The organism is Mesorhizobium sp. B2-6-4, assembly GCF_006441495.1.
In the GTDB taxonomy this organism is placed as follows: Bacteria; Pseudomonadota; Alphaproteobacteria; order Rhizobiales; family Rhizobiaceae; genus Mesorhizobium.
On the sequence record NZ_VFUE01000002.1, the window covers coordinates 337,469 to 358,793 of the forward strand.

Consider the following 21,325-nt stretch of genomic DNA (forward strand, 5'->3'; position numbering starts at 1 on the left):
GGTGGCCGCCACGCCAGTGTCTCACGCGCGCTTCGTCAAACAAGGAATTCAGCCGTGCCCGCGATCTTCACCGCCAACCCCACGCCTGCGCCGATGGCAGCCAAAGCATCGAGCCTGGCGCCGACCGATGCCTCTTCCGCCCCGCTCAAGACCTGGATCGCCGTCATTGGCTCGACGCTCGGCGCCTTCATGGCGGTCCTCAACATCCAGATCGTCAACGCATCGCTAGCCGACATTCAGGGCGCCATCGGCGCGGGCATCGATGACGGCGGCTGGATATCGACCGCCTACCTGGTGGCCGAGATCGTCGTCATTCCGCTCACCGGCTGGCTGTCGCGGGTCTTTTCCATCCGCGTCTATCTTCTGGCCAATGCAATCCTGTTTCTCGCCTTCTCGGTTGCCTGCGCCTTCGCGCAAAACCTTCAGCAGATGATTGTTCTGCGTGCTTTGCAGGGCTTTTGCGGCGGCGTGCTGATTCCGGTCGCCTTCACCATCACCATAACCCTCCTGCCGAAGGCGAAGCAGCCGATCGGATTCGCCCTGTTCGCGCTGTCGGCGACCTTCGCACCAGCCATCGGGCCGACAATCGGTGGCTATCTCACCGAGAACTGGGGTTGGCAGTTCATCTTCTATGTCAACTTGGTCCCCGGCGCGCTGATGGTCGGCATGCTGTGGATGTCGCTCGAAAGGGCGCCGATGCAGCTCTCGCTGCTGCGCCAGGGCGACTGGGCCGGGATCATCACCATGGCGATCGGGCTCGGCTCCTTGCAGACTGTGCTCGAGGAGGGCAACAAGGACGATTGGTTCGGCTCGCCTTTCATCGTGCGGCTGTCCATGATCGCCCTCGTCGGCCTCTCGCTTTTCCTGTGGATCGAGTTGAGAAGCGAAAGGCCCTTGCTTAACCTCAGACTGTTCGCCCGCTGGAATTTCGGGTTCTCCATCCTGGCCAGCTTCCTGCTCGGAATTGCGCTCTACGGGGCGGTGTTCATCCTGCCCGTCTATCTCGCGCGCATCCAGGGTTACAACGCTCAGCAGATCGGCATGGTGCTGGCCTGGACAGGCCTGCCGCAACTGGTGCTGATCCCGCTGGTGCCCCAGTTGATGAAGCGTTTCGACATGCGCATTATCGTTGCCTTCGGCTTTGCGCTGTTCGCGGCGAGCAATTTCATGAACATCGAAATGACGGCGGCCTACGCGTCGGAGCAGTTCTTTTGGCCGAATGTCGTCCGAGCCGTCGGTCAGGCGCTGGTCATGGTACCCCTGGCTGCGGTCGCTACGGCCGGCATCCAGCAGGAGAATGCCGGCTCTGCCTCCGCATTGTTCAACATGATCCGGAATCTCGGCGGCGCCGTCGGCATCGCCATGCTGCAGACTTTTCTGACCAAGCGCGAGCAGTTCCACTCCAACGTGCTGGTGCGGTCGGTGTCGCTGTTCGAAGAGAGCACTCGCGCGCGCATCGAGCATCTGACCCGGTACTTCCTGGCGCATGGCGCCGGCGATCGCGCAGCCGCGATGCACAAGGCCGTCATCGCCATCGGACAGATGGTGCGCAAGCAGGCTTTCATCATGGCTTTCAGCGACGCGTTCTATCTGCTCGGAGCAGCCCTTGTCGTCGCGTTCTTCGCCACGCTGCTGTTGCGCAACCCGGGCCATATCGAGGCGGGTGGCGCGCACTGAAAGATCGGAAAGAAGAACTACAATGATTTCAATCCCGAACTACGCCAGCGCGGCCCCGGAATGTGAGTCTGTCACGTGCACCGCCAGGAAACTCAGCAAATTTCGAATGCTTGGCAGAGACTGTGCCGTTCCAAGTAGGGCACTTTAGCCCATAGTGCGATTTTGGCACCGGCTGCCGCCGTCTTGCCAAAACCGGCTGAATTCCGAAAATCAAGCCAGTGGCGTCGCGCTGGAAACGCCTGGAAGTCTATTGATTTCAATAGGATAAAATGGCGCGCCCGAAGAGATTCGAACTCCTGACCCCCAGATTCGTAGTCTGGTGCTCTATCCAGCTGAGCTACGGGCGCGCATCAGGTCATGCTTTCCATGACCCCGCGATCCGATCCTCGAGGACCGGCCGCGAATGTGTGCAGTTCCCTAGCGACTGAATTCGCGAAAAGCAAGCCGATCCGGCAAAAGTTTTGTCGTCGATGCGTCATCCGCTGGATCCGGCCGGAAATCGGGTTGTTCGAAGCGGCATTCAGGGCGAAGGGGGCCGGACCGGTTTGCGGGCGAAACAGCGCCCAAGCCTGTCAGGCCGGGCGGCGCAGCCCGTTGCGGGCCTGGTCGAGCCGCACCGGCTGGTCGGGAATGGTGACGGCGAAGGTGGTGCGCCCGCCGATCGATTCGACCAGCTCCACCGTGCCGCCATGCGCGCGGATCAGTTCATGCGCGATCGCCAGACCAAGCCCGGTGCCGCCGCTGCGCGCAGAGCCGCGGAACGCCGCGAACAGGTTCTCGCGCGCCTTCGGCGGCAGGCCGGGACCGGTGTCGGTCACGACGATGCGGCTGACGCTGCCCATGCGCTCGGCCGAAACCGCCAGCCGGCGCACCACGGCGCTCTCCGTGTCCGCCGCCATCGCCTGCACGGCGTTGCGGCACAGATTGGTGAGCACGCGGAACAACTGGTCGGAATCGGCGTCCACCTCGAACGCCTTTTCGACCGCGTTGATGAACTCGATGCCTTCCTCGATGTCGAGCAGGCCGTGCACGTCCTCGACCAGCTGGCGCAGCCGCACGCGCCGGCGCGAAGGCGGCGGCTCCTGCGTACGGCCGTAATGAAGCACGCCTTCCGAGTAGGAGACCGCACGGTCGAGCGCACGCAGGAGCTTCGGCGCGAAGGCCTGCACGGTCGGATCCTTGACCTGGCGCAGGCGGTCCGAAATTAGCTGCGCCGAGGCCAGGATGTTGCGCATGTCGTGGTTGATCTTCGACACGGCGAGGCCGAGGTCGGCCAGGTGCTTCTGCTCGGTCAGCATCTTCTGCAGCCGCTCCTGCATCTGCGACAGCTCGCGCTCGGCCACCCCGATCTCATCGGCGCGAGCGGCGGGATGAATGATCCGGCTGGGGTCGTCGGGGGCCTGCGAGAAGGACAGCATGGAGCGCGTCATGTTGCGGATCGGTCCGATCATGATCAGGTCGATCGCGGCATAGACCAGCATGGCCGTGAACAGCGAGATCAGCAGCGAGACGAAGGCGACGTTGCGCGAATAGATAAGCATCGCCTTGCGCAGGCTGTAGTCCGGCATGATCAGCTCGAACTCCTTGTCGCTGTCGCCGACCGGCCCGAAGACGCGCAGCATCCGGTCGCCGCCGAAAAACAGCGTGTCGAGCGCGCCGGTCATGCCCTTGACCATGCCGACGCTGGCGAGGTCGATGTGCTCGTCGACCTGCGGCGGCATATCGGCCACCACAAGCAGCCGCGACACGCCGCCGTCGCGCACCGCGATCGCCTTGGCGCCGATCGCCATAAGCACGTCGTTCTGCGCCGTGCGCGACAGCGAGGTCGGTTCGCCCTGCACCAGCACGATCGATACGGCAGCGGCGGTACTCAGCCGCTCCTTGAGCCAGGCCAGCCGGTAGCTGGCGATCCAGGGCAGGAAGATGAGCACCTCGGCCAAAAGCACGAAAACGATGGTCAACAGCAGCAGTTTTGTCGACAGGCCGCGCGACAAGGGTACGCTGCGGACGGCGGCTGGCGCTGGTCCTGTCCCTTCCTCGGCGTGCGTGGTTTCGCTCATGCGGTCCTGTCTTCACAATCGCTTGATCAGCCCAGATTAGGCGATTGCGGCTTTTTTGCCAATTTCCCCCTTGGTCGGAGAGATATAATTGCCGCCGAAAGTGCGCATCCCGGGCCCGGCGACACCGGCCCGGCACCGGCCCGGCACCGGATTGACTTCCAAAACCCTTCTTTCTATAAGCCCGCTCACGCTTGGGCCATTCGTCCCGGCGCGGTTTCGATCGCGCCAAAGCCGGCCCGGCAAAGCTCCTGTTACAGAGTGACAGAATCAAGAAGGGCCGCACCCCGCGGTATTAAAACAAATGAAGCGTACCTACCAACCGTCCAAACTCGTCCGCAAACGCCGGCACGGTTTCCGTGCCCGCATGGCCACCAAGGGTGGTCGCGGCGTCGTCGCAGCTCGCCGCAACCGCGGCCGCAAGCGGCTCAGCGCCTGAGCGAGACAAGATCGTTGCCCGCAACCGGCAAGCCAGTGGGACAAAATCCCAAGCGGCTTCTGAAACGCGCGGAATTCCTGGCCGTCCGCCGTGGTGAAAAACGTCGCGGGCGGTTTTTCCTCGTCGAGGTCCTCGACCGCGGCGACGGCGGCGCGCCGCGCGTCGGCTACACCGTCACCAAGAAGGTCGGCAACGCGGTCGTGCGCAACCGCGTCAGGCGGCGGCTGAAAGAGGCCGTGCGCACCCATGCGGCCGATGACATGATGCCCGGCAATGATTATGTCATCGTCGGGCGCGATGATGCGCTCCGCGCCCCGTTCGGCCAGTTGAAGGTCGAACTCTCCCGCCGACTTCGCGGAACACGATAGGCCAAGGGCTCTCGATGGAAAACAACCGAAACTTCTTCATCACCATCGCGCTGTCGGTGCTGATCCTGACCCTGTGGCAGGTCTTCTACATGAACCCGCGCGTCGAACAGCAGCGCGAGGCGGCGCGCGTCGAGCAGCAGCGCGTGGAAGAGCAGAAGAAGGCGGCGGAGACAGCCAATCCGGGCGCGGCAACGCCGGCACCGGCCGGCACCGCTCCCGGTGCCATCCCCAACGCGCCCGGCGGAGACACCGTCACCGCGGCCAGCCGCGACCAGGCGCTGGCGGCTTCGAAGCGCGTCAAGATCGACACGCCGAGCCTCGAAGGCTCGATCAACCTGACCGGCGCCCGTCTCGACGACCTCAAGCTCAAGCACTACACCGAAACCGTCGACAAGGATTCGCCCAAGATCGAACTGCTCAACCCTTCGGAGTTGCCCAGCGGCTACTTCGCCGAGATCGGCTTCGTCGGCAACGACAAGACGGGCACGGTACCGGGCGCGGATACGGTGTGGAACGTCGAAGGCAATCCGACGCTGACCCCGTCGACGCCGGTGACGCTGACTTACACCAGTGACAAGGGGCTGACCTTCAAGCGCACCTTCTCTGTGGACAGCGACTACATGTTCACCGTTTCCGACGAGGTGCGCAATTCGGGTTCGGCCCCGGTTACGCTATCGAATTACGGCCGCGTAACGCGCTACGACAAGCCGGCAGTCGCCAGCACCTACGTGCTGCATGAAGGCCTGATCGGCTTCACCGGTGCGGAAGGCCTGCAGGAACACAAATACGCGTCCATCGAGAAGGACAAGGAAGTCAAGCCGGGCAAGTCGACGGACGGCTGGCTTGGCATTACCGACAAATACTGGGCGGTGACGGTGGTCCCGAGCGAGAAGCAGCCGTTCCAGCCGCGCTTCGGCTATTTCGTGGACGGCCGCCACCGCTACCAGTCCGACTTCCTCACCGACCCGATCAATGTCGAGGCCGGCCAGTCGGCAACCGTCGAGACCGAGGTCTTCGCCGGCGCCAAGGAAGTCGCCAAGATCAATGCCTATGCCGAAGACCGCCACATCAAGCGGTTCGACCTGCTGATCGACTGGGGTTGGTTCCACTTCATCACCAAGCCGATGTTCTGGCTGATCGACACGCTCTACAAATTCCTCGGCAATTTCGGCCTGGCGATCCTCGCCACCACCGTCATCGTCAAGGCCATCTTCTTCCCGCTCGCCAACAAGTCCTACGCGTCGATGGCGAACATGAAGAAGGTGCAGCCCAAGATGCTCGAGATCCGCGAGAAATACGCGGACGACAAGATGAAGCAGCAGCAGGCGATGATGGAGCTGTACAAGACCGAGAAGATCAATCCGCTCGCCGGCTGCTGGCCGGTGGCATTGCAGATCCCGGTCTTCTTCTCGCTCTACAAGGTGCTCTACATCACCATCGAGATGCGCCATGCGCCGTTCTTCGGCTGGATCCAGGATCTGGCCGCGCCCGATCCGACCTCGATCTTCAACCTGTTCGGCCTTGTTCCGATCACGCTTCCGCACATGCTGATGATCGGCGTCTGGCCGCTGATCATGGGCGTCACCATGTTCCTGCAGATGCGCATGAACCCGACGCCGCCGGATCCGACGCAGGCCGCCATCTTCACCTGGATGCCCGTCATCTTCACCTTCATGATGGCTGGTTTCCCGGCAGGCCTGGTCATCTACTGGGCCTGGAACAACACGCTGTCGATCCTCCAGCAAGGCGTGATCATGAAGCGCCAGGGCGCCAAGATCGAACTGTGGGACAATCTGCTAGCGCTGTTCCGCAAGAAACCGTCGCCAGCGGAATAGAGGCGCCGGCTCACGATTTCAAAAAACCCCGGCTCGTCCGGGTTTTTTCTTGTGCGCCGGCATCGGTCCACGTCTGCCCGCGATGGGCGAAACTGCAAACGCGCGGCACCGTCCGATCCGGCAAATGCGCTTGTCCACCATCGAAGACTCGCTCCCGGGGCGATTGGTGCTATACGGCGGATTACGCTACTTTGACGAGGTGTGCGCCGACGCGGGACGCGTCCGCCAGCCAATTCCCGGACGAACCGCCATGACCGGACCCAATCCCGACATCAAGCACCCGATCCCGATGCACACGCGCGTCGGCTTCCTCAAGGCGCTGGTGAGCGCGCCCAACATCGAGATCGGCGACTTCACCTATTATGACGATCCGGAAGGGCCGGATAAATTCGCCGAGAAATGCGTGCTGCACCACTATTCCTTCATCGGCGACAGGCTGATCATCGGTAAGTTCTGCGCCATCGCCGAAGGTGCCCGCTTCATCATGAACGGCGCCAACCACGCCATGTCCGGTTTTTCAACCTATCCGTTCAACATTTTCGGCCATGGCTGGGAAAAGGGTTTCGACCCCGTCACATGGTCGAAGGAGGTGCGCGGCGACACGGTGGTCGGCAACGATGTCTGGATCGGCATGGAGGCAGTGATCCTGCCGGGGGTGCAAATCGGACATGGCGCCATCGTTGCGGCGAAGTCCGTGGTCACGCACGACGTGCGGCCCTATGCCATCGTCGCCGGCAACGCGGCCAAGGTCGTCAAGATGCGTTTCGACGACAGGACGATCCGGCGGCTGCTGGCGGTGGCTTGGTGGGATTGGCCGGTGGACAAGATCAGCCGCAACCTCGATGCCATCAGGGGCGCCGATATTTCTCTTCTGGAGACAGCAGCTTGAACGCTCAATACAGCACCACGATCGGCACGGACCTGTTTACCCGCGGGTGGATCTTCATCCGCGGTGTGCCCGCCATGAAGTTCCTGCCGCCGGAAGGGCCGCCGGAAATCGCCTTTGCCGGCCGCTCCAACGTCGGCAAGTCGTCGCTGATCAACGCTCTGGTCAACCAGAAGGGCCTGGCGCGCACCTCCAACACGCCAGGGCGCACGCAGGAACTCAATTATTTCGTGCCGGACGGATTTTCGGGGGAGGGCGCCGACCTGCCGCCAATGGCATTGGTCGACATGCCGGGCTACGGCTATGCCACCGCGCCCAAGGAAAAGGTCGACGATTGGACGAAGCTGGTCTTCGACTATCTCAAGGGCCGTGTCACGCTGAAGCGGGTTTATGTGCTGATCGACGCCCGCCACGGCATCAAGGCCAAGGACGACGAGGTGCTGTCGCTGCTCGACAAGGCGGCGGTTTCGTACCAGGTCGTGCTGACCAAGACCGACAAGATCAAGGCCGCCGGCGTGCCGCGGCTGATTGAGGAGACGCTTGCCAAGATCAAGAAGCGACCGGCGGCGTTTCCTTTCGTGCTGGCGACGTCATCGGAAAAGGCCGAGGGCCTGGAGGAGCTGCGCGCCGCGATCGTGCTCGCGGCCAATGGCGGCTAGCGGCACAAAAAGCCGGGTTAAGCCTTCGCCTCCAGGGCGATCATCTTGTGGCTTTCCTCCGCGGCAAGCATTTCGGTGCCATAGGCCTTCAGGAACATGTCGACGCCCGACCTGACGATATGGTCGATTTCGTCCTGGTTCGGAGCCTTGGCGCGATAGGCGAAGATGCACTGCCGGAAAAGACCGGCCAGGCAGAGTTCTGTGAACTGATAGGCGGCAAGGTCGACATCGTCGATCTTGAGCAGGCCACGGTCGATGGCGGCCTTGAGGAAGGTCACGACCTTGTCGTGGCCGCGTTTGGGGCCGCGTTCGTAAAACCGCGCGCCCATGTCGGGTATCCTGTCGGAGGCGCCGATCACCGTGCGCTGGGCCTGGATGACCTTGGCCGAGGTGATCTTCATGGACAGGACCTTGCCGAATTTCACCAGCGTCTCGCGCAGGTCGTCGGCACGGTCGAGCACGTCATACATGTTCTTGAAGATCGTGCCGCGCTCTTCCTCGATCAGCGCCTCGAACAGCTCTTCCTTGTTGGCGAAGTAGACATAGATGGTGCCTTTCGAAACGCCGGCTTCCCGCGTGATGTCGTTCATCGAGGCCGCCTCGAAGCCCTTGTCGATAAAGACCCGGCGGGCGCCATCGATGATCTGGCTGCGCTTGACCGGATCCTGTCCGGCTGCCGGGCGGCCGCGGCGCAAGCCGTCCAGCAGGTCGCCGCAATTGTCGTTTTCGACGTCGGGCGTTGTGTCGGCCATTAAAGTCACACCTCGAAAATAATTCGAACCAAGCGGTTCGATTGCCTCTTGATATGGTCCTCTTTAGGCGCTATGTCAACGGCCGGATCGAACCGAACGGTTCAGTATTATAACTTAGAGAGATGTCATGTCCTCGAACGCGCCGTCCACCGCCGAAGTCCGTCCTTTCCCCAACGCCAAGGTCGCCCCGGCGACGGAAGCACCGGAAGTTCCCGTCCACCCAGTCGCCGCGCCGCCTCTGGCGGAAACTCCGGCGAAGAAGAAGCGTTCCGTGCGCTCTTTCCTGCTGCCGATCATCGGCGTCGCACTGCTCGGCGCCGGCGCCTGGTACGGCTACGATTACTGGACCACCGGCCGTTTCATGATTTCGACCGACGACGCCTATGTCCAGGCCGACATGGCTTTCATTTCGCCCAAGATCTCCGGCTATGTCGATCAGGTCAAGGTCAGCGAGAACCAGCAGGTCAAGGCCGGCGATCCCCTGCTGACGGTCGATGACGGTGATTACAAAATAGCGGTCGCCCAGGCCGAGGCGCAGATCGCCACGCTGGCCAGGACGCTCGATCGCATCGATGCGCAGACCAAGGCGGCGCAGGCCTCCTTGCAGCAGGCGCAGGCCGCCAAGACCGCCGACCAGGCCGCGGCGGCCAATGCCGCGCGCGCCCAGCAGCGCGCCGCGCAACTGCTCAAGACCCATGTCGGTACGCAGGCGCAACTCGACGACGCCCAGACGGCGCTCGACCAGGCCAACGCCGCTCTCGTCGGCGCCGACGCGCAGATCGCCGCAGCACAGGCCAATATCGGCGTGCTGGAGGCGCAGCGTGCTGAATCGGCAAGCACGCTGGCATCCTTGCAGCTCAGCCGCGACAAGGCCGCGCGCGACCTGTCCTTCACTGTGCTCAAGGCGCCCTATGACGGCGTCGTCGGCAACCGTTCCGTCGAGCAGGGCGACCTCGTGAGCCCCGGCCAGAAGCTCGCCGTCATCGTTCCGATGAACAAGCTCTACATCGTCGCCAACTTCAAGGAGACCCAGCTTGCCCGGCTGGTGCCCGGCGAAAAGGTCAGGATTTCGGTCGATGCCATCGACGGCGAGCCCATCGAGGGCACTGTTTCCTCGCTGGCGCCGGCCTCGGGTGCCGTGTTCTCGCTGCTGCCGCCGGAAAATGCCACCGGCAATTTCACCAAAGTGGTGCAGCGCGTCCCGGTCCGCATCGACGTGCCGGCCGATGCGCTGAAGAGCGGCAGACTGCGCGCCGGCTTAAGCGTCGTTGTCGCCGTCGACAGCCGCACCGCGCCGGCCGCGATCAACTGAGCGCGCTCCGGGGAGCAACGCCATGGCCACCGCAACCCTGACCGCAGGAGCGCCGCCGGCGAGGCCGGCTGTGCCTGACACCATCTCGACGCGGCGCGTCATAGCCTTCCTGGCGATGGTGTTCGGCATGTTCATGGCCATCCTGGACATCCAGATCGTCTCGGCCTCGCTGGCCGAGATCCAGGCTGGCCTGAGCGCCAGTTCCGACGAGATCCCTTGGGTGCAGACGGCCTATCTGATCGCCGAGGTGGTCATGATCCCCCTGTCCGGCTTTCTCAGCCGGATGCTGTCGACGCGTGTTCTGTTCACAATTTCGGCGGCGGGTTTTACCGCTGCAAGCGCGCTCGCCGCGACCGCCACCAACATCGACCAGATGATCGTTTACCGCGCCATCCAGGGTTTTATCGGCGGCGGCATGATCCCCAGCGTCTTTGCGGCCGCCTTCACCATCTTCCCGCCGTCGCGCCGTGCCGTCGTTTCGCCGATGATCGGCCTGGTGGCCACCCTGGCGCCCACCATCGGTCCGACCGTCGGCGGCTATATCAGCCACGCAATGTCCTGGCACTGGCTGTTCCTCGTCAATGTCGTGCCCGGCATTCTGGTGACGACGGCGGCCTGGTCGCTGATCGACTTCGACAAGCCCAACCTGAAGCTGTTCTCGAAGTTCGACTGGTGGGGCCTTGCCGGCATGGCGGCGTTCCTCGGCTGCATGGAATATGTGCTCGAGGAAGGCCCGAACAATGATTGGCTGCAAGATCAGGCGGTGTTCATCTGCGCCGTCGTCATGACCTTCGGCGCGGTGCTGTTCTTCTGGCGGGTGTTCACCGCCGAGGAGCCGATCGTCGATCTCAAGGCGTTCAGCAATATCAACTTCGCCTTCGGCTCGCTGTTCTCCTTCGTCATCGGAATCGGCCTCTACGGTCTCACCTATCTCTACCCCGTGTTCCTCGGACGCATCCGCGGCTACGATTCCATGATGATCGGCGAGGCACTGTTCGTCAGCGGCCTGGCGATGTTCTTCACCGCGCCGGTCTCGGGCATCCTGTCGAACAAGATGGACCCGCGCCTGATGATGATGATCGGCTTCTTCGGCTTCGCCACCGGAACCTGGTGGATGACGCATCTGACCGCCGACTGGGATTTTTACGAGCTGCTCATCCCGCAGATCCTGCGCGGCTGTTCGATGATGCTGTGCATGGTGCCGATCAACAACATCGCGCTCGGCACGCTGCCGCCCGAGCGGCTGAAGAATGCGTCGGGCCTGTTCAACCTGACCCGCAATCTCGGCGGTGCCGTCGGCCTCGCCCTGATCAACACGGTGCTGATCGACCGCAACGCCTTCCACTATGCAAGGCTCTCCGAGCACGTACAGTGGGGAAGTGCGGCCGCGCAGCAGAAGCTGCAGAACATGACGCTCAATTTCGAGCAGACCGCCGGCCTGGACGCGGCCAGCGCGGCGATCTCGAAATTGTCGGGCATGGTCCAGCAGCAGGCGGCGCTGCTGTCCTTCATGGACGTGTTCTACATGCTGACGGTGCTGTTCGCGACGCTTGGCCTGTTCACCATGATGATCCGCAAACCGGCGGCCGCCGGCGGTGGCGGCGGCGGGCACTGACACCGGGAGAAACGGTTTGCGTTCGGTAATGCGCTGAAAGCAAGGAAACACGGGCAGCCGTTTCGGGAAGCTCCCCCAGTCCACGCCCGAAATGACTGACCGCTAAAAAACTCCGGGTCGCAAACCCGGAGTTTTTTCATATCGCGGCCGCATGGTCTCAGGCTGTGGCGGGCTTGAAGCTCAGCGCCACGCCGTTGATGCAGTGACGCAGCCCGGTCGGCGGCGGGCCGTCGTCGAAGACATGGCCCAGATGGCCGCCGCAGCGGCGGCAGTGGACTTCGGTGCGAGTCATGCCGAGCGACCGGTCCTGCGTCTTGCCGACGGCGTTGGCGATCTCCTGCCAGAAACTCGGCCAGCCGGTGCCGGAATCGAACTTCGTCTCGGAGGAGTAAACCGGCAGGTCGCAGCCGGCGCAGGCGAAGACGCCCTTGCGGTGCTCGTTGAGCAATGGGCTGGTGCCGGGATATTCGGTGCCTTCCTTGCGCAGCACGTCGAAGGCCGCGGGAGACAGGATCGCGCGCCATTCGGCATCGGTCTTGGTGACTTCGAAGGTCTCCGCCGCACGTGCATCCTGCGATCCGCCCATGCGCAGCAGAGATGCCGTGCCGGCGACCACGCCGATGGCGGCGGCGCCGCTCAAGAGAAAGTCGCGACGGTTCATGGCCAATCCTCCTGCTATCTGTTTGCCACATTCAACGCTCGGCTGAAAATCAAAAGCCGTTGAGGGCCGAACGTTACCCGCACCAGCCTCCTGGTTGGAGCCACAGTGCGCAGCGGACGCCTGCCGGCGCAACGCGGAGCCGCGCACCGGCAGGAGAGCCTTGCTGCCTGTTCGCCGGCAGCGAGCCGTTCGTTACATCTTCGGCAAAAGAACCTTGTCGATGACGTGGATGACGCCATTGGACTGCCTGACGTCGGCAATCGTCACATGGGCGACGTTACCGTTCTCGTCCGTGACGGTGACCTTGCCCTTGTCGGCCTTGAGCGTCAGCTCGCAGCCGCCGGCGGTCTTGACCACATGCGCGCCGCCATCGGCCTTGGCCATCTTGGCGACGTCGGCGGCCATCGCTTTCGCCGCGATCACATGGCACGTCAGGACCTTGGTCAGCTTGTCCTTGTTCTCGGGCTTGAGCAGCGTTTCGACCGTGCCGGCCGGAAGCGCTGCAAAGGCCTCGTTGGTGGGAGCGAAAACAGTAAAGGGTCCGGCGCCCTGCAGCGTGTCGACCAGGCCCGCTGCCTTGACGGCAGCGACCAGCGTCGTGTGGTCCTTCGAATTGACGGCGTTCTCGATGATGTTCTTCTTGGCGTACATGGGTGCGCCCCCGACCATCGGATTGGCGGCATAGGCGATGGTGCCGAGCGCTGAGAGGCCGATCGTACCGGCGAGCAAAAGGGTGGCGAGTTTACGCATGATGTAAGTCTCCTCGGGTTGTTTTCCCCATCATTGGGAACGCGAGGAGATACGGGCCATGCAAAACTTAGTTTCGCTTTCTATGAAAGAATTATTTTCTTCCGAATGAGGTCCAGTGATTTCGGCGGATAGGCTGATCCAACCACGAGAATTTGGTCCGTGGTTATCCATACAAAAATAGACTTAAATATTTGTAAGGCGACGGTCCGGGCGGGGAGCCATCAGATGCCCTTCAGGTCGCCTGCCGCGACCACCGGTCCCGTCGGCTGGCCGGTCGGCGAACCGCCTGAAGGCTCGAGGCTGACCGCCAGCACGGCGCCCTGCGCAAGTTTCTGCTGCACGGCCGGCGAAACCGCCACATGCGCAGCCTTCCCGGCCGGGATGACGCCCATCGAAACCGGCGCGTTCTTGCCCACGATCACCCACAGTTCGAAGTCCTTGCCGGAGGCCCGCTCACCGGAAACGTGCGACAGGCCGACTTCATGATGCGCCGCGTCATAGACGACGAGGTATCTGACGTCGCTGCCTTCGGCGGCCAGCGAGGCGACAAGCTGTGGTTGTTGGAGCGGCGGGTTGATGAAAGGCAAGGCGATGTAGATCGCCAGCGCCGCGATGGCGGCGGCGGCAAGGCCGCGCCAGAAGGCAAGGCTCGACCATAGGCCGGCGCGAGGCCGCGAGGCGAACAGCCGGCGATCGATCGCCTCCTTGACCCTGATCGGAGGTTCTGTCCCGGGATAGGCGACGGCCAAGGGCGAAAAATGGGCCTCCCAGGCATCGACAAGCCGAGCGAATGCGGCGTCGCCATCGATGCGGCGGGACGCGATCTGGCGTTCTTCCGCTGTCAGGACGCCAAGAACGTATTCGGCGGCGAACAGGTCGTCGCCTCCACGTTCCGGTCCGTCGTCGTCTACCAGCGTCATCTTTCCAGACACTCTCTGAGCTTCAGCAGGCTGCGCCGCAGCCAGGTTCGCATCGTGTTCAGCGGCACGCCATGGCGCTCCGCCAGTTCGGCATAGCTCTCGCCGTTCAGATAGGCGCCCCGGACAGCCGCTGCCCGGCCCTTCTCCAATTCCTCGAGACAATGGTAGATGCGCTCGGACTCGCCACCTGCCACGGTCATGGCCTCCGGTCCCGGCGCCGGATCGGCCACATCGAGCGCGGCATCGATATAGGCGGCAGGTTCCCGCCGCGCCCTGATACGATCGATCGCATGGTTGCGCGCGATGGCCACCAGCCAGGAAATCGGGCTTAGATCCGAGACGGCGAAACGGTCCGCCTTCGTCCATATCTTGACGAAGACCTCCTGAAGCGCCTCTTCGGCATCTCCCCGGTCCTTCAATACACGAAGGCAGACACCGAAAAGTTTCGCGCTGGTCTGCCGGTACAGCAGATCGAACGAAGCCCGGTCCTTCATCGAAGTCCGGACAATCAGATTGCTGATCTCCTGTGGCGTCATGTCGGCAAATTAGGGGATTGCGATGTATTTGCAACGGCGCAAATTTCCGTGCACCCAAAGCTTTCCGCACCGCGCCGCACTCGTTCATCGCTCGATTGCCAACGGATTGGCCGCTGGTTACCTTGCCTGGATCGGGGGAGCGCGCATGTCGGTCGAACGAGTGCTGTGGGAAGAAGACGCCACCGGCCTTGCCACGTTGGTGCGCAAGGGCGAGGTTTCGCCGGTCGAACTGGTCGACGCTGCGATCGCGCGCGCCGAGGCCAGCCGGCCTGAAATCAATGCCACGGCCGAGACACTCTACGATGCGGCGCGCAGCCGGGCGAAGGGCATCGATCGTTCCCTACCGCTGGCCGGCGTGCCCTTCGCCATCAAGGATCTCGGCATCGCCATCAAGGGCGTGCCGTCACATGGCGGCAGCCGCATCCCCGCCTGGGTGCCCGAGGTCAGTTCGGTGCTGACCGAACGCTATCTCGCCGCCGGACTGACACCCATCGTCACCTCGACATCGCCCGAACACGGGCTGCGGCTGATGACCGAATCAAAAGCCTTCGGCATCACCCGCAATCCCTGGAACACCGGCCACACCAGCGGCGGCTCGTCCGGCGGCGCTGCGGCACTGGTCGCCGCCGGCGTCGTGCCGGTGGCGCATGCCTCAGATGGCGGCGGCTCGATCCGCGTGCCTTCTGCCTGCACCGGGCTGGTCGGCCTCAAGACCTCGCGCGGCCGCGTCCCGCTGTCGCCATTGGTGAGCGAAAGCTGGTACGGCATGGTGGTCGACCATGCCGTCACCCGCTCGGTGCGCGATTGCGCCCTGCTGCTTGACCTCACCCATGGCCCCGACCCGCTCGCGCCCTATGCCGCGCCGCCGCCGAAGGGTGCGTTCGCCGCGGCTGCCGCGCGCGATCCCGGCAAGCTCAAGCTCGCAATGTACCGGAACTCTCCGCTTGGCCTGCCGATTTCGGCCGAGACGCTGAAAGCGCTCGATACCGCGGTGGCGCTCGCTCGCGAGGGCGGCCACAGCGTCGAGGAAATCGATTTGCCCTCCATCGGTCGCGACTTCTTCGCCGATTTCTGCAGAACGGTTGCCTCGGCCGTCGCAGGCATGTTGCGGGCCGAGGCGGTGCGCGTCGGCCGCACCGTCACCGGCGACATCGAGCGCGCGACGCGGGTGCTCGGCCGATTGGGCGAAATGGTCTCGGCCGGCGAGACCTATGCAGGCTTGCAGCGGCTGCATGCCGCCTCGCGGCAACTGATTGCGGAGACGGCGCGTTACGACGCCGTGCTGATGCCTGTTATCGCCCACCCGCCGCTCGCTTGCGGCGCGATGGACCCGAAGGGCGCCGACGAGCTCATCGAGAATATGCTCGACAAGCTTCGCCTCACGGCGCTGCTCAGGATCGAACCGCTGTTCGGCCAGCTGATGGACAAGAGCCTGTGGTTCACCCACTGGCCGGCGATCCAGAATATCAGCGGCCAGCCCTCCATCGCGTTGCCCATCCACGTCACCGAAGCCGGCCTGCCGCTTGGCATCCAGGCCGCGGGCCGGCCCGGTGACGAGGAGACGCTTTTGTCCCTGGCCGCGCAGATGGAGAAGATCTCCGGTTGGCTGGGCCGCAGGGCACCGCTTATGGTGCCATAAGTGATGACGAGGTCGTGAGCCGCCCGAATATGACAGCAAAGCCGTTTGCGGCCCGCGCCAATTCCCGCTAAGACGCCGCCGTCTTTACCTGATGCATGTCGCCAAAAATGCGCAGCGGTTTTGGGGCAACGACAGGCATGAAATCAAAAGCCAGGGAACCACGCCGATGACGGACATCGCCGCCACCGCCGAAATGCAGGCCGCCCTGCTGTCGCGGGCGCTGCCCTACATGCAGCGCTACGAGAACAAGACGGTGGTGGTGAAATATGGCGGCCACGCCATGGGCGACAGCGAACTCGGCAAAGCCTTCGCGCGCGACATCGCGCTGTTGAAACAGTCCGGCGTCAACCCGATCGTCGTCCATGGCGGCGGGCCGCAGATCGGCGCCATGCTCAACAAGATGGGCATTGAATCCAAATTCGAGGGCGGCCTGCGCGTCACCGACCAGAAGACGGTCGAGATCGTCGAGATGGTGCTGGCGGGCTCTATCAACAAGGAGATCGTCGCGCTCATCAACGCCGAGGGCGAATGGGCGATCGGCCTGTGCGGCAAGGACGGCAACATGGTGTTCGCCGAAAAGGCGCGCAAGACCATGATCGACCCGGACTCCAACATCGAGCGCGTGCTCGATCTCGGCTTCGTCGGCGAGCCGGTCGAGGTCGACCGCACGCTGCTCGACCTTCTGGCGCGCTCCGAGATGATCCCGGTGCTGGCGCCGGTGGCGCCCGGCCGCGACGGACACACCTACAACATCAATGCCGATACCTTTGCCGGCGCCATCGCCGGCGCCTGCAAGGCCTCGCGTCTTCTGTTCCTCACCGATGTGCCGGGCGTGCTCGACAAGGACAAGAAGCTGATCGACGAGCTGACGGTCGCCGAGGCCAAGGCGCTGATCAAGGACGGCACGGTGTCGGGCGGCATGATCCCGAAGGTCGAGACCTGCATCGAGGCGATCGAGCGCGGCGTCGAAGGCGTCGTCATCCTCAACGGCAAGACGCCGCATTCGGTGCTGCTTGAACTGTTCACCGAGCACGGCGCCGGCACGCTGATCGTGCCCTGATATTTGTGGGCTGCCGCGCCGGACGCTAGTCCGGTAGAGCGGCGATCGCCACGATCTCGATGACGAGATCGGGATGCGCAAGTGCGGCAACCCCGATTACCTCCGATGGCGGCGGATTGTTGTAGCTGCAGTGCTTCGGGCAGTGCGCGGCGAAGAATTCGTCCATGACGTCCAGCCGGAAATTGGGGGAACTCAGAACGCCGCCGTCCGGAAATGGTCCTTTGACATATTGGGTGATCTTGACGAGATGCTCGAGCGAGCTGCCAAGCTCCTCCAGGTCCGATTTGATGGTCGTCAAAATGGAGCGCCATTGCGTCGCCGCGTCCCCGACGGCGCCACCTTTGCCCGTCGACGGGTCGTAATCTTCGGCCGTGCCCGTATTGCCGGCGAGAAAGACATAGCCCCTGGCGCCGCTGACGACGGTGCCTTTTCCCCAAGGCATCAGCCGGCCCTCTTTCATCTTTTTATGGGTGACAAGCTCCATCGCTTCCTCCTGCCGGACACCCTCTGCTTCCAGGAAGTAGCGCGCAGCCTGGTAACGGCCAGCGTGAAAAAGTCAGGCGCGGTGCGAATGCATGGCCGCGAGCACGGCAGGTTTCCATGCCGTCCGTTCGAACACCATCGATTGCTCTTCCGCGTCTGTGGCGCGCTCCGGAAATCGGCCATCTTTCATCCGGCCATCGCGCGTCATCCCCAGACTCGCGGACCAGAGCCGCCGTCCATCTGCGTATACCAGCGCATGGAGAACGAGCTTCATGGCGGGACCTCTTCATGGGTGATCCGCCCATGCTGGCCGGCGCCATCACCGCCGCAGATGTCCGAGCGGCACGTGGCCGGGTCCCTTGATGTTCTGCAGCACGAGCTGCGTGTGGACGTCGCGCACACCGTCGAGCCGCATCAGCCGGTGCATGACGAAGGCGTTGAGTTCGTCGACCGACGGCACCATGACATGCAGCAGGAAGTCGTGGTCGCCGGTCATCGTCCAGCAGGATGATACCTCGTCCATGCGCTGGACCGCGGCGATGAAACTCTCGGGCGAACCGTCGCTGTGGCTGACCAGCCGCACCTGGATGAACACCTCGACCGTCAGGCCGACGGCACGGCGGCTGAGCACGGCGGCAAAGCCCTTGATGATGCCGGCCTCCTGCAGCGCCTCGAAGCGCCGCGCGCAAGGTGTCGTCGACAGGCCGATCTCCTGCGCCAGTTCGGAGACCGGCTTGCGTCCGTCGCGCTGGAGGATATCGAGCATCTTGATCTCGAAATCGTCGAATTGAGGCATTTTCACTCCGCTATGGCATATTCCGAGTGGATGTTATCCAAAAATCCTCATTCCGGCCATCACCAAAACCGATTTGCCTCCGCAAGTCCGGTTAACTTCGGGCACATCCGGAATTCAAGATTGGCGAGGAGAAAACCATGACGACAATGAGCGTTGCCGAATATGCCCGCGACTGCGCGGCTCAAGGGTTGCGCGGCGACTACTCGGTCTGCCGTGCCGATTTCACCGTGGCGCAAAGCTATGACTACAGCGCCGAGGAACAGGCGGTCTGGCGCACGCTGTGCGACCGCCAGACGAAACTGACGCGCAAGCTCGCCCTCCATTCCTATCTCGACGGCGTCGACAAGCTCGGCCTGCTCGACCGCATCCCGGACTTCGACGAAGTCAGTGCCAAGTTGCGCAAGCTGACTGGCTGGGAGATCGTCGCCGTGCCAGGGCTCATCCCGGCCGCGCCCTTCTTCGACCATCTCGCCAGCCGCCGTTTCCCCGTCACCAACTGGCTGCGGACGCAGCAGGAGCTCGACTACATCGTCGAACCCGATATGTTCCATGATTTCTTCGGACATGTGCCTGTGCTGTCGCAGCCGGTCTTCGCCGACTTCATGCAGATGTATGGCCAGAAGGCCGGCGACATCATCGCGCTGGGCGGCGACGAAATGATCAGCCGGCTCTACTGGTACACGGCCGAATACGGCCTCATGCAGGAGAGTGGTCAGCCGCTGAAGGCCTTCGGCGCCGGTCTGATGTCATCCTTCACGGAGTTGCAGTTCGCGGTCGAAAGCAAGGATGCGCACCATGCGTCTTTCGACCTGGAAACGGTGATGCGCACGGGCTACGAAATCGACAAGTTCCAGCGCGTCTATTTCGTGCTGCCGTCCTTCGACGCGCTGCGCGACACATTCCAGACCGCCGATTTCGCGGCGATCGTCGCTCGCCGCATGGGCGAGCCCGCACTCGACCCAGCGACTGTCTAGAGCAGTTCCAGGAAAAGTGTGCACGGTTTCCCCGGGAAAAGCGCGCAGCGCTTTCCCTTGGGAATTGCGCAAAAACAAAGAGATAGAGCAGTTTAGCGTTCCATGGAACGGTGAATTGCTCTAGCCGGATTTGGATGGGCAGGGGCGAGCGAAACCTCGCCCTTTCTACAGTGCGGCATAGATGTTGCGATTGAACTTCGTCTCCATCACCACATGCGATGCGGTTTTGACGATGCCGCTGATTTCGTTCAGCGCATTCACTTCCCGGTTCAGCTTCTCGAGCGTCTCGGCCGCGACATGGATGATCAGGTCCCACTCTCCGGTTATGGCATAGACCGCCTGGATCGAAGGCATCGCCTTGATCTTCCTGGAGACGTCCGGGTAGCTCTTGTTGTTCAGGGCGGCGAAGGTGAAACAGTGGACGGAGTTCTGAGCCGCCTCCTTGGTCAGCCGCACCGCGTAGCCTTCGATGACGCCGCCCGCCTCGAGCTTTTGTATGCGCTCCTGCAAGGCAGTCCGGGATACGCCGAGCTGACGCGCCAGTGATGCGACCGGCTCACGCGCGTTCTTCTGCATCAGCGCAAGCAGCTGGCGATCTTTTTCGGTCAATTCCACAATCAATCCTCTCCTTCGATCCGCCCTGCAACCGTCAAATCCCTCGGCGCGATCCTATCGGCTGAACCACCTCCGCGACAATCCTGAGGAACCGCCGGTGCAGGCTGCGCAAGGCGCAAATATCCGGCATTTTGCCGCCTCACGGCACGTAATGACTGCATGGCTGCCATTATCCGGCATTTCGCCGGGTGGAACCCTGCTTTTCGCGACCTGAGTGTCAACTGTCACAAACGCCAGTCCATGAGGGGGAACAGCTTCGGCTGCGATGGACGCAAATCGACACCGAGCCGCGTTGAACTTGCATCCGCAAGCCGAACGCCACGGCACGCCGCGGAGAGGTCGCGGACGAGGCCGATCGCAACAACCACTGGTGCCCGACGCAGGCACCGTCATTTCAGCTGCATCCATAAGGGAGGATAACCTTGAAAAAACTGCTCGATTTCGCCATTCTTGCCGCCGCGACATTCGCGATCACGACGGCGGCCATGGCCGGAGAAACTTTGGATCGCGTCACGTCGAAGAAGGCGATGGTCGTCGCCACCAACGCCGCCTGGCCGCCGCAAAGCTTTCTCAATGACAGCAACGAGCTCGCCGGCTTCGACATCGACGTCTCGCGCGAGATCGGCAAACGGCTGGGGGTCGAGGTCTCGTTCGAGACGCCCGACTGGGCGACCCTGACCGGCGGCCGCTGGCAAGGGCGCTACGACCTCGGCGTCGGCTCGGTCACGCCGACCAAGGCCCGTTCCAAGGTGATCGATTTTGTCGGCATCTATTACTACAGCCCCTATGTCTACGTCGTGCACAAGGACAGCACCGCGAAGTCGGTCGCCGATCTCAACGGCAAGGTGATCGGCGTCGAGACGGCCACCACCTCGGAGGATTTCATCCGCCGCAAGCTTGAGATCGACGCGCCCGGCCTGCCTCCCGTCGAATACAAGCTGGAGCCCGGCGAGATCCGCACCTTCGCCGATTCCATGCTTCCCTTCGATGACCTGCGGCTTGGCGACGGCGTTCGCCTGAATGCCGTGATCGCGCCGGAGCAGACGGCGCAGAACGCCATCAAGAACGGCTATCCCGTGAAGATCCTCGAAGGGGAATATGCCTTCCGGGAACCGCTCGTGGTCATCGCCGAGAAGAACGATCCCGAGTGGACCGCAAAGGTTTCGGGCATCATCGCCGAGCTGAAGAAGGACGGCACGCTCGCCGCGCTGACCACGAAATGGTACGGCAAGGACTACAGCGCCAAATGACGTTGGATTGCCCGCCGGCCGCCGCTCGGCGACCGGCGGGC

Annotated in this window: 22 protein-coding genes and 1 tRNA gene; 12 read left to right on the forward strand and 11 right to left on the reverse strand. The window is 63.1% G+C overall.

Annotated features, from left to right (window positions below; all coding sequences use genetic code 11):
- Window positions 1-93 precede the first annotated feature (93 nt).
- Complete coding sequence (locus FJ426_RS04055) at window positions 94-1,677, forward strand: MDR family MFS transporter (RefSeq protein WP_140824757.1); 1,584 nt, start codon at window positions 94-96, stop codon at window positions 1,675-1,677.
- Between the two features lie 270 nt (window positions 1,678-1,947).
- On the opposite strand, the gene FJ426_RS04060 is transcribed toward FJ426_RS04055, so the two are convergent.
- Together FJ426_RS04060 and FJ426_RS04065 are read right to left on the reverse strand one after the other, a co-directional pair.
- Window positions 1,948-2,024: transfer RNA gene (locus FJ426_RS04060), tRNA-Arg, on the reverse strand.
- Between the two features lie 225 nt (window positions 2,025-2,249).
- Window positions 2,250-3,737, reverse strand: a complete 1,488-nt coding sequence (locus tag FJ426_RS04065; protein ID WP_140491502.1) for a HAMP domain-containing sensor histidine kinase — start codon at window positions 3,735-3,737, stop codon at window positions 2,250-2,252.
- A 301-nt stretch (window positions 3,738-4,038) separates the two neighbouring features.
- Here FJ426_RS04065 and rpmH point away from each other — a divergent pair, with 301 nt between their 5' ends.
- From rpmH to yihA, 5 genes are all read left to right on the forward strand, one after another.
- Complete coding sequence (rpmH, locus tag FJ426_RS04075) at window positions 4,039-4,173, forward strand: 50S ribosomal protein L34 (protein ID WP_008833937.1); 135 nt, start codon at window positions 4,039-4,041, stop codon at window positions 4,171-4,173.
- Between the two features lie 14 nt (window positions 4,174-4,187).
- Window positions 4,188-4,541 carry a ribonuclease P protein component gene (rnpA, locus tag FJ426_RS04080; protein WP_140491500.1) on the forward strand — a complete coding sequence of 118 codons (354 nt, stop codon included), beginning with the start codon at window positions 4,188-4,190 and terminating at the stop codon, window positions 4,539-4,541.
- A 14-nt stretch (window positions 4,542-4,555) separates the two neighbouring features.
- On the forward strand, window positions 4,556-6,376 hold the full coding sequence (gene yidC, locus FJ426_RS04085; RefSeq protein WP_140491498.1) for a membrane protein insertase YidC: 1,821 nt from the start codon (window positions 4,556-4,558) through the stop codon (window positions 6,374-6,376).
- A 250-nt stretch (window positions 6,377-6,626) separates the two neighbouring features.
- Window positions 6,627-7,265, forward strand: coding sequence for a CatB-related O-acetyltransferase (locus tag FJ426_RS04090; RefSeq protein ID WP_140524238.1), 639 nt, complete (start codon window positions 6,627-6,629; stop codon window positions 7,263-7,265).
- Window positions 7,262-7,921 carry a ribosome biogenesis GTP-binding protein YihA/YsxC gene (yihA, locus tag FJ426_RS04095; RefSeq protein WP_140491494.1) on the forward strand — a complete coding sequence of 220 codons (660 nt, stop codon included), beginning with the start codon at window positions 7,262-7,264 and terminating at the stop codon, window positions 7,919-7,921. Before FJ426_RS04090 ends, yihA begins: the two co-directional genes overlap by 4 nt.
- A 17-nt stretch (window positions 7,922-7,938) precedes the next feature.
- Here the strand turns inward: yihA and FJ426_RS04100 are convergent, their stop codons facing one another.
- A complete protein-coding gene (locus tag FJ426_RS04100; protein WP_140491491.1) occupies window positions 7,939-8,673 on the reverse strand; it encodes a TetR/AcrR family transcriptional regulator in 735 nt (244 codons plus the stop codon).
- Window positions 8,674-8,800: 127 nt separating this feature from the next.
- Here FJ426_RS04100 and FJ426_RS04105 point away from each other — a divergent pair, with 127 nt between their 5' ends.
- Both FJ426_RS04105 and FJ426_RS04110 read left to right on the forward strand, forming a co-directional pair.
- Window positions 8,801-9,985, forward strand: coding sequence for an HlyD family secretion protein (locus FJ426_RS04105; RefSeq protein ID WP_140491489.1), 1,185 nt, complete (start codon window positions 8,801-8,803; stop codon window positions 9,983-9,985).
- A gap of 22 nt (window positions 9,986-10,007) precedes the next feature.
- Complete coding sequence (locus FJ426_RS04110) at window positions 10,008-11,600, forward strand: DHA2 family efflux MFS transporter permease subunit (protein ID WP_140491487.1); 1,593 nt, start codon at window positions 10,008-10,010, stop codon at window positions 11,598-11,600.
- A gap of 157 nt (window positions 11,601-11,757) precedes the next feature.
- Here the strand turns inward: FJ426_RS04110 and msrB are convergent, their stop codons facing one another.
- The 4 genes from msrB to FJ426_RS04130 all read right to left on the reverse strand — a co-directional run bounded on the left by msrB (window position 11,758) and on the right by FJ426_RS04130 (window position 14,467).
- Window positions 11,758-12,261: a peptide-methionine (R)-S-oxide reductase MsrB gene (msrB, locus tag FJ426_RS04115; protein ID WP_140491485.1), complete on the reverse strand. Its 504-nt coding sequence runs from the start codon at window positions 12,259-12,261 to the stop codon at window positions 11,758-11,760.
- A 192-nt stretch (window positions 12,262-12,453) separates the two neighbouring features.
- Window positions 12,454-13,011, reverse strand: coding sequence for a fasciclin domain-containing protein (locus FJ426_RS04120; protein WP_140551640.1), 558 nt, complete (start codon window positions 13,009-13,011; stop codon window positions 12,454-12,456).
- 221 nt (window positions 13,012-13,232) lie between these two features.
- Window positions 13,233-13,931: an anti-sigma factor gene (locus FJ426_RS04125; protein WP_140559076.1), complete on the reverse strand. Its 699-nt coding sequence runs from the start codon at window positions 13,929-13,931 to the stop codon at window positions 13,233-13,235.
- A complete protein-coding gene (locus FJ426_RS04130; RefSeq protein WP_140491478.1) occupies window positions 13,928-14,467 on the reverse strand; it encodes a sigma-70 family RNA polymerase sigma factor in 540 nt (179 codons plus the stop codon). Before FJ426_RS04130 ends, FJ426_RS04125 begins: the two co-directional genes overlap by 4 nt.
- 145 nt (window positions 14,468-14,612) lie before the next feature.
- On the opposite strand from FJ426_RS04130, the gene FJ426_RS04135 reads away from it, so the two are divergent.
- Entirely contained in the window at window positions 14,613-16,106 is a 1,494-nt protein-coding gene (locus FJ426_RS04135; protein WP_140824738.1) for an amidase, read from the forward strand.
- 166 nt (window positions 16,107-16,272) lie between these two features.
- Window positions 16,273-17,166 carry an acetylglutamate kinase gene (argB, locus tag FJ426_RS04140; RefSeq protein ID WP_140491474.1) on the forward strand — a complete coding sequence of 298 codons (894 nt, stop codon included), beginning with the start codon at window positions 16,273-16,275 and terminating at the stop codon, window positions 17,164-17,166.
- A gap of 25 nt (window positions 17,167-17,191) precedes the next feature.
- On the opposite strand, the gene FJ426_RS04145 is transcribed toward argB, so the two are convergent.
- The 3 genes from FJ426_RS04145 to FJ426_RS04155 form a co-directional block, all read right to left on the reverse strand.
- Window positions 17,192-17,650 (reverse strand): RidA family protein, encoded by a 459-nt coding sequence (locus tag FJ426_RS04145; protein ID WP_140559074.1) that lies wholly within the window; start codon window positions 17,648-17,650, stop codon window positions 17,192-17,194.
- Window positions 17,651-17,722: 72 nt separating this feature from the next.
- Window positions 17,723-17,923 carry a hypothetical protein gene (locus FJ426_RS04150; protein WP_140559073.1) on the reverse strand — a complete coding sequence of 67 codons (201 nt, stop codon included), beginning with the start codon at window positions 17,921-17,923 and terminating at the stop codon, window positions 17,723-17,725.
- Window positions 17,924-17,968: 45 nt separating this feature from the next.
- Window positions 17,969-18,445 carry an Lrp/AsnC family transcriptional regulator gene (locus tag FJ426_RS04155; protein ID WP_140491470.1) on the reverse strand — a complete coding sequence of 159 codons (477 nt, stop codon included), beginning with the start codon at window positions 18,443-18,445 and terminating at the stop codon, window positions 17,969-17,971.
- Between the two features lie 137 nt (window positions 18,446-18,582).
- Between FJ426_RS04155 and phhA the strand changes: the two genes are divergently transcribed.
- A complete protein-coding gene (phhA, locus tag FJ426_RS04160) occupies window positions 18,583-19,419 on the forward strand; it encodes a phenylalanine 4-monooxygenase (RefSeq protein ID WP_140824740.1) in 837 nt (278 codons plus the stop codon).
- Between the two features lie 165 nt (window positions 19,420-19,584).
- Here the strand turns inward: phhA and FJ426_RS04165 are convergent, their stop codons facing one another.
- Entirely contained in the window at window positions 19,585-20,034 is a 450-nt protein-coding gene (locus FJ426_RS04165; protein ID WP_246674887.1) for an Lrp/AsnC family transcriptional regulator, read from the reverse strand.
- 485 nt (window positions 20,035-20,519) lie between these two features.
- On the opposite strand from FJ426_RS04165, the gene FJ426_RS04170 reads away from it, so the two are divergent.
- Window positions 20,520-21,284, forward strand: a complete 765-nt coding sequence (locus tag FJ426_RS04170) for a transporter substrate-binding domain-containing protein (RefSeq protein ID WP_224519058.1) — start codon at window positions 20,520-20,522, stop codon at window positions 21,282-21,284.
- Window positions 21,285-21,325: the final 41 nt, after the last annotated feature.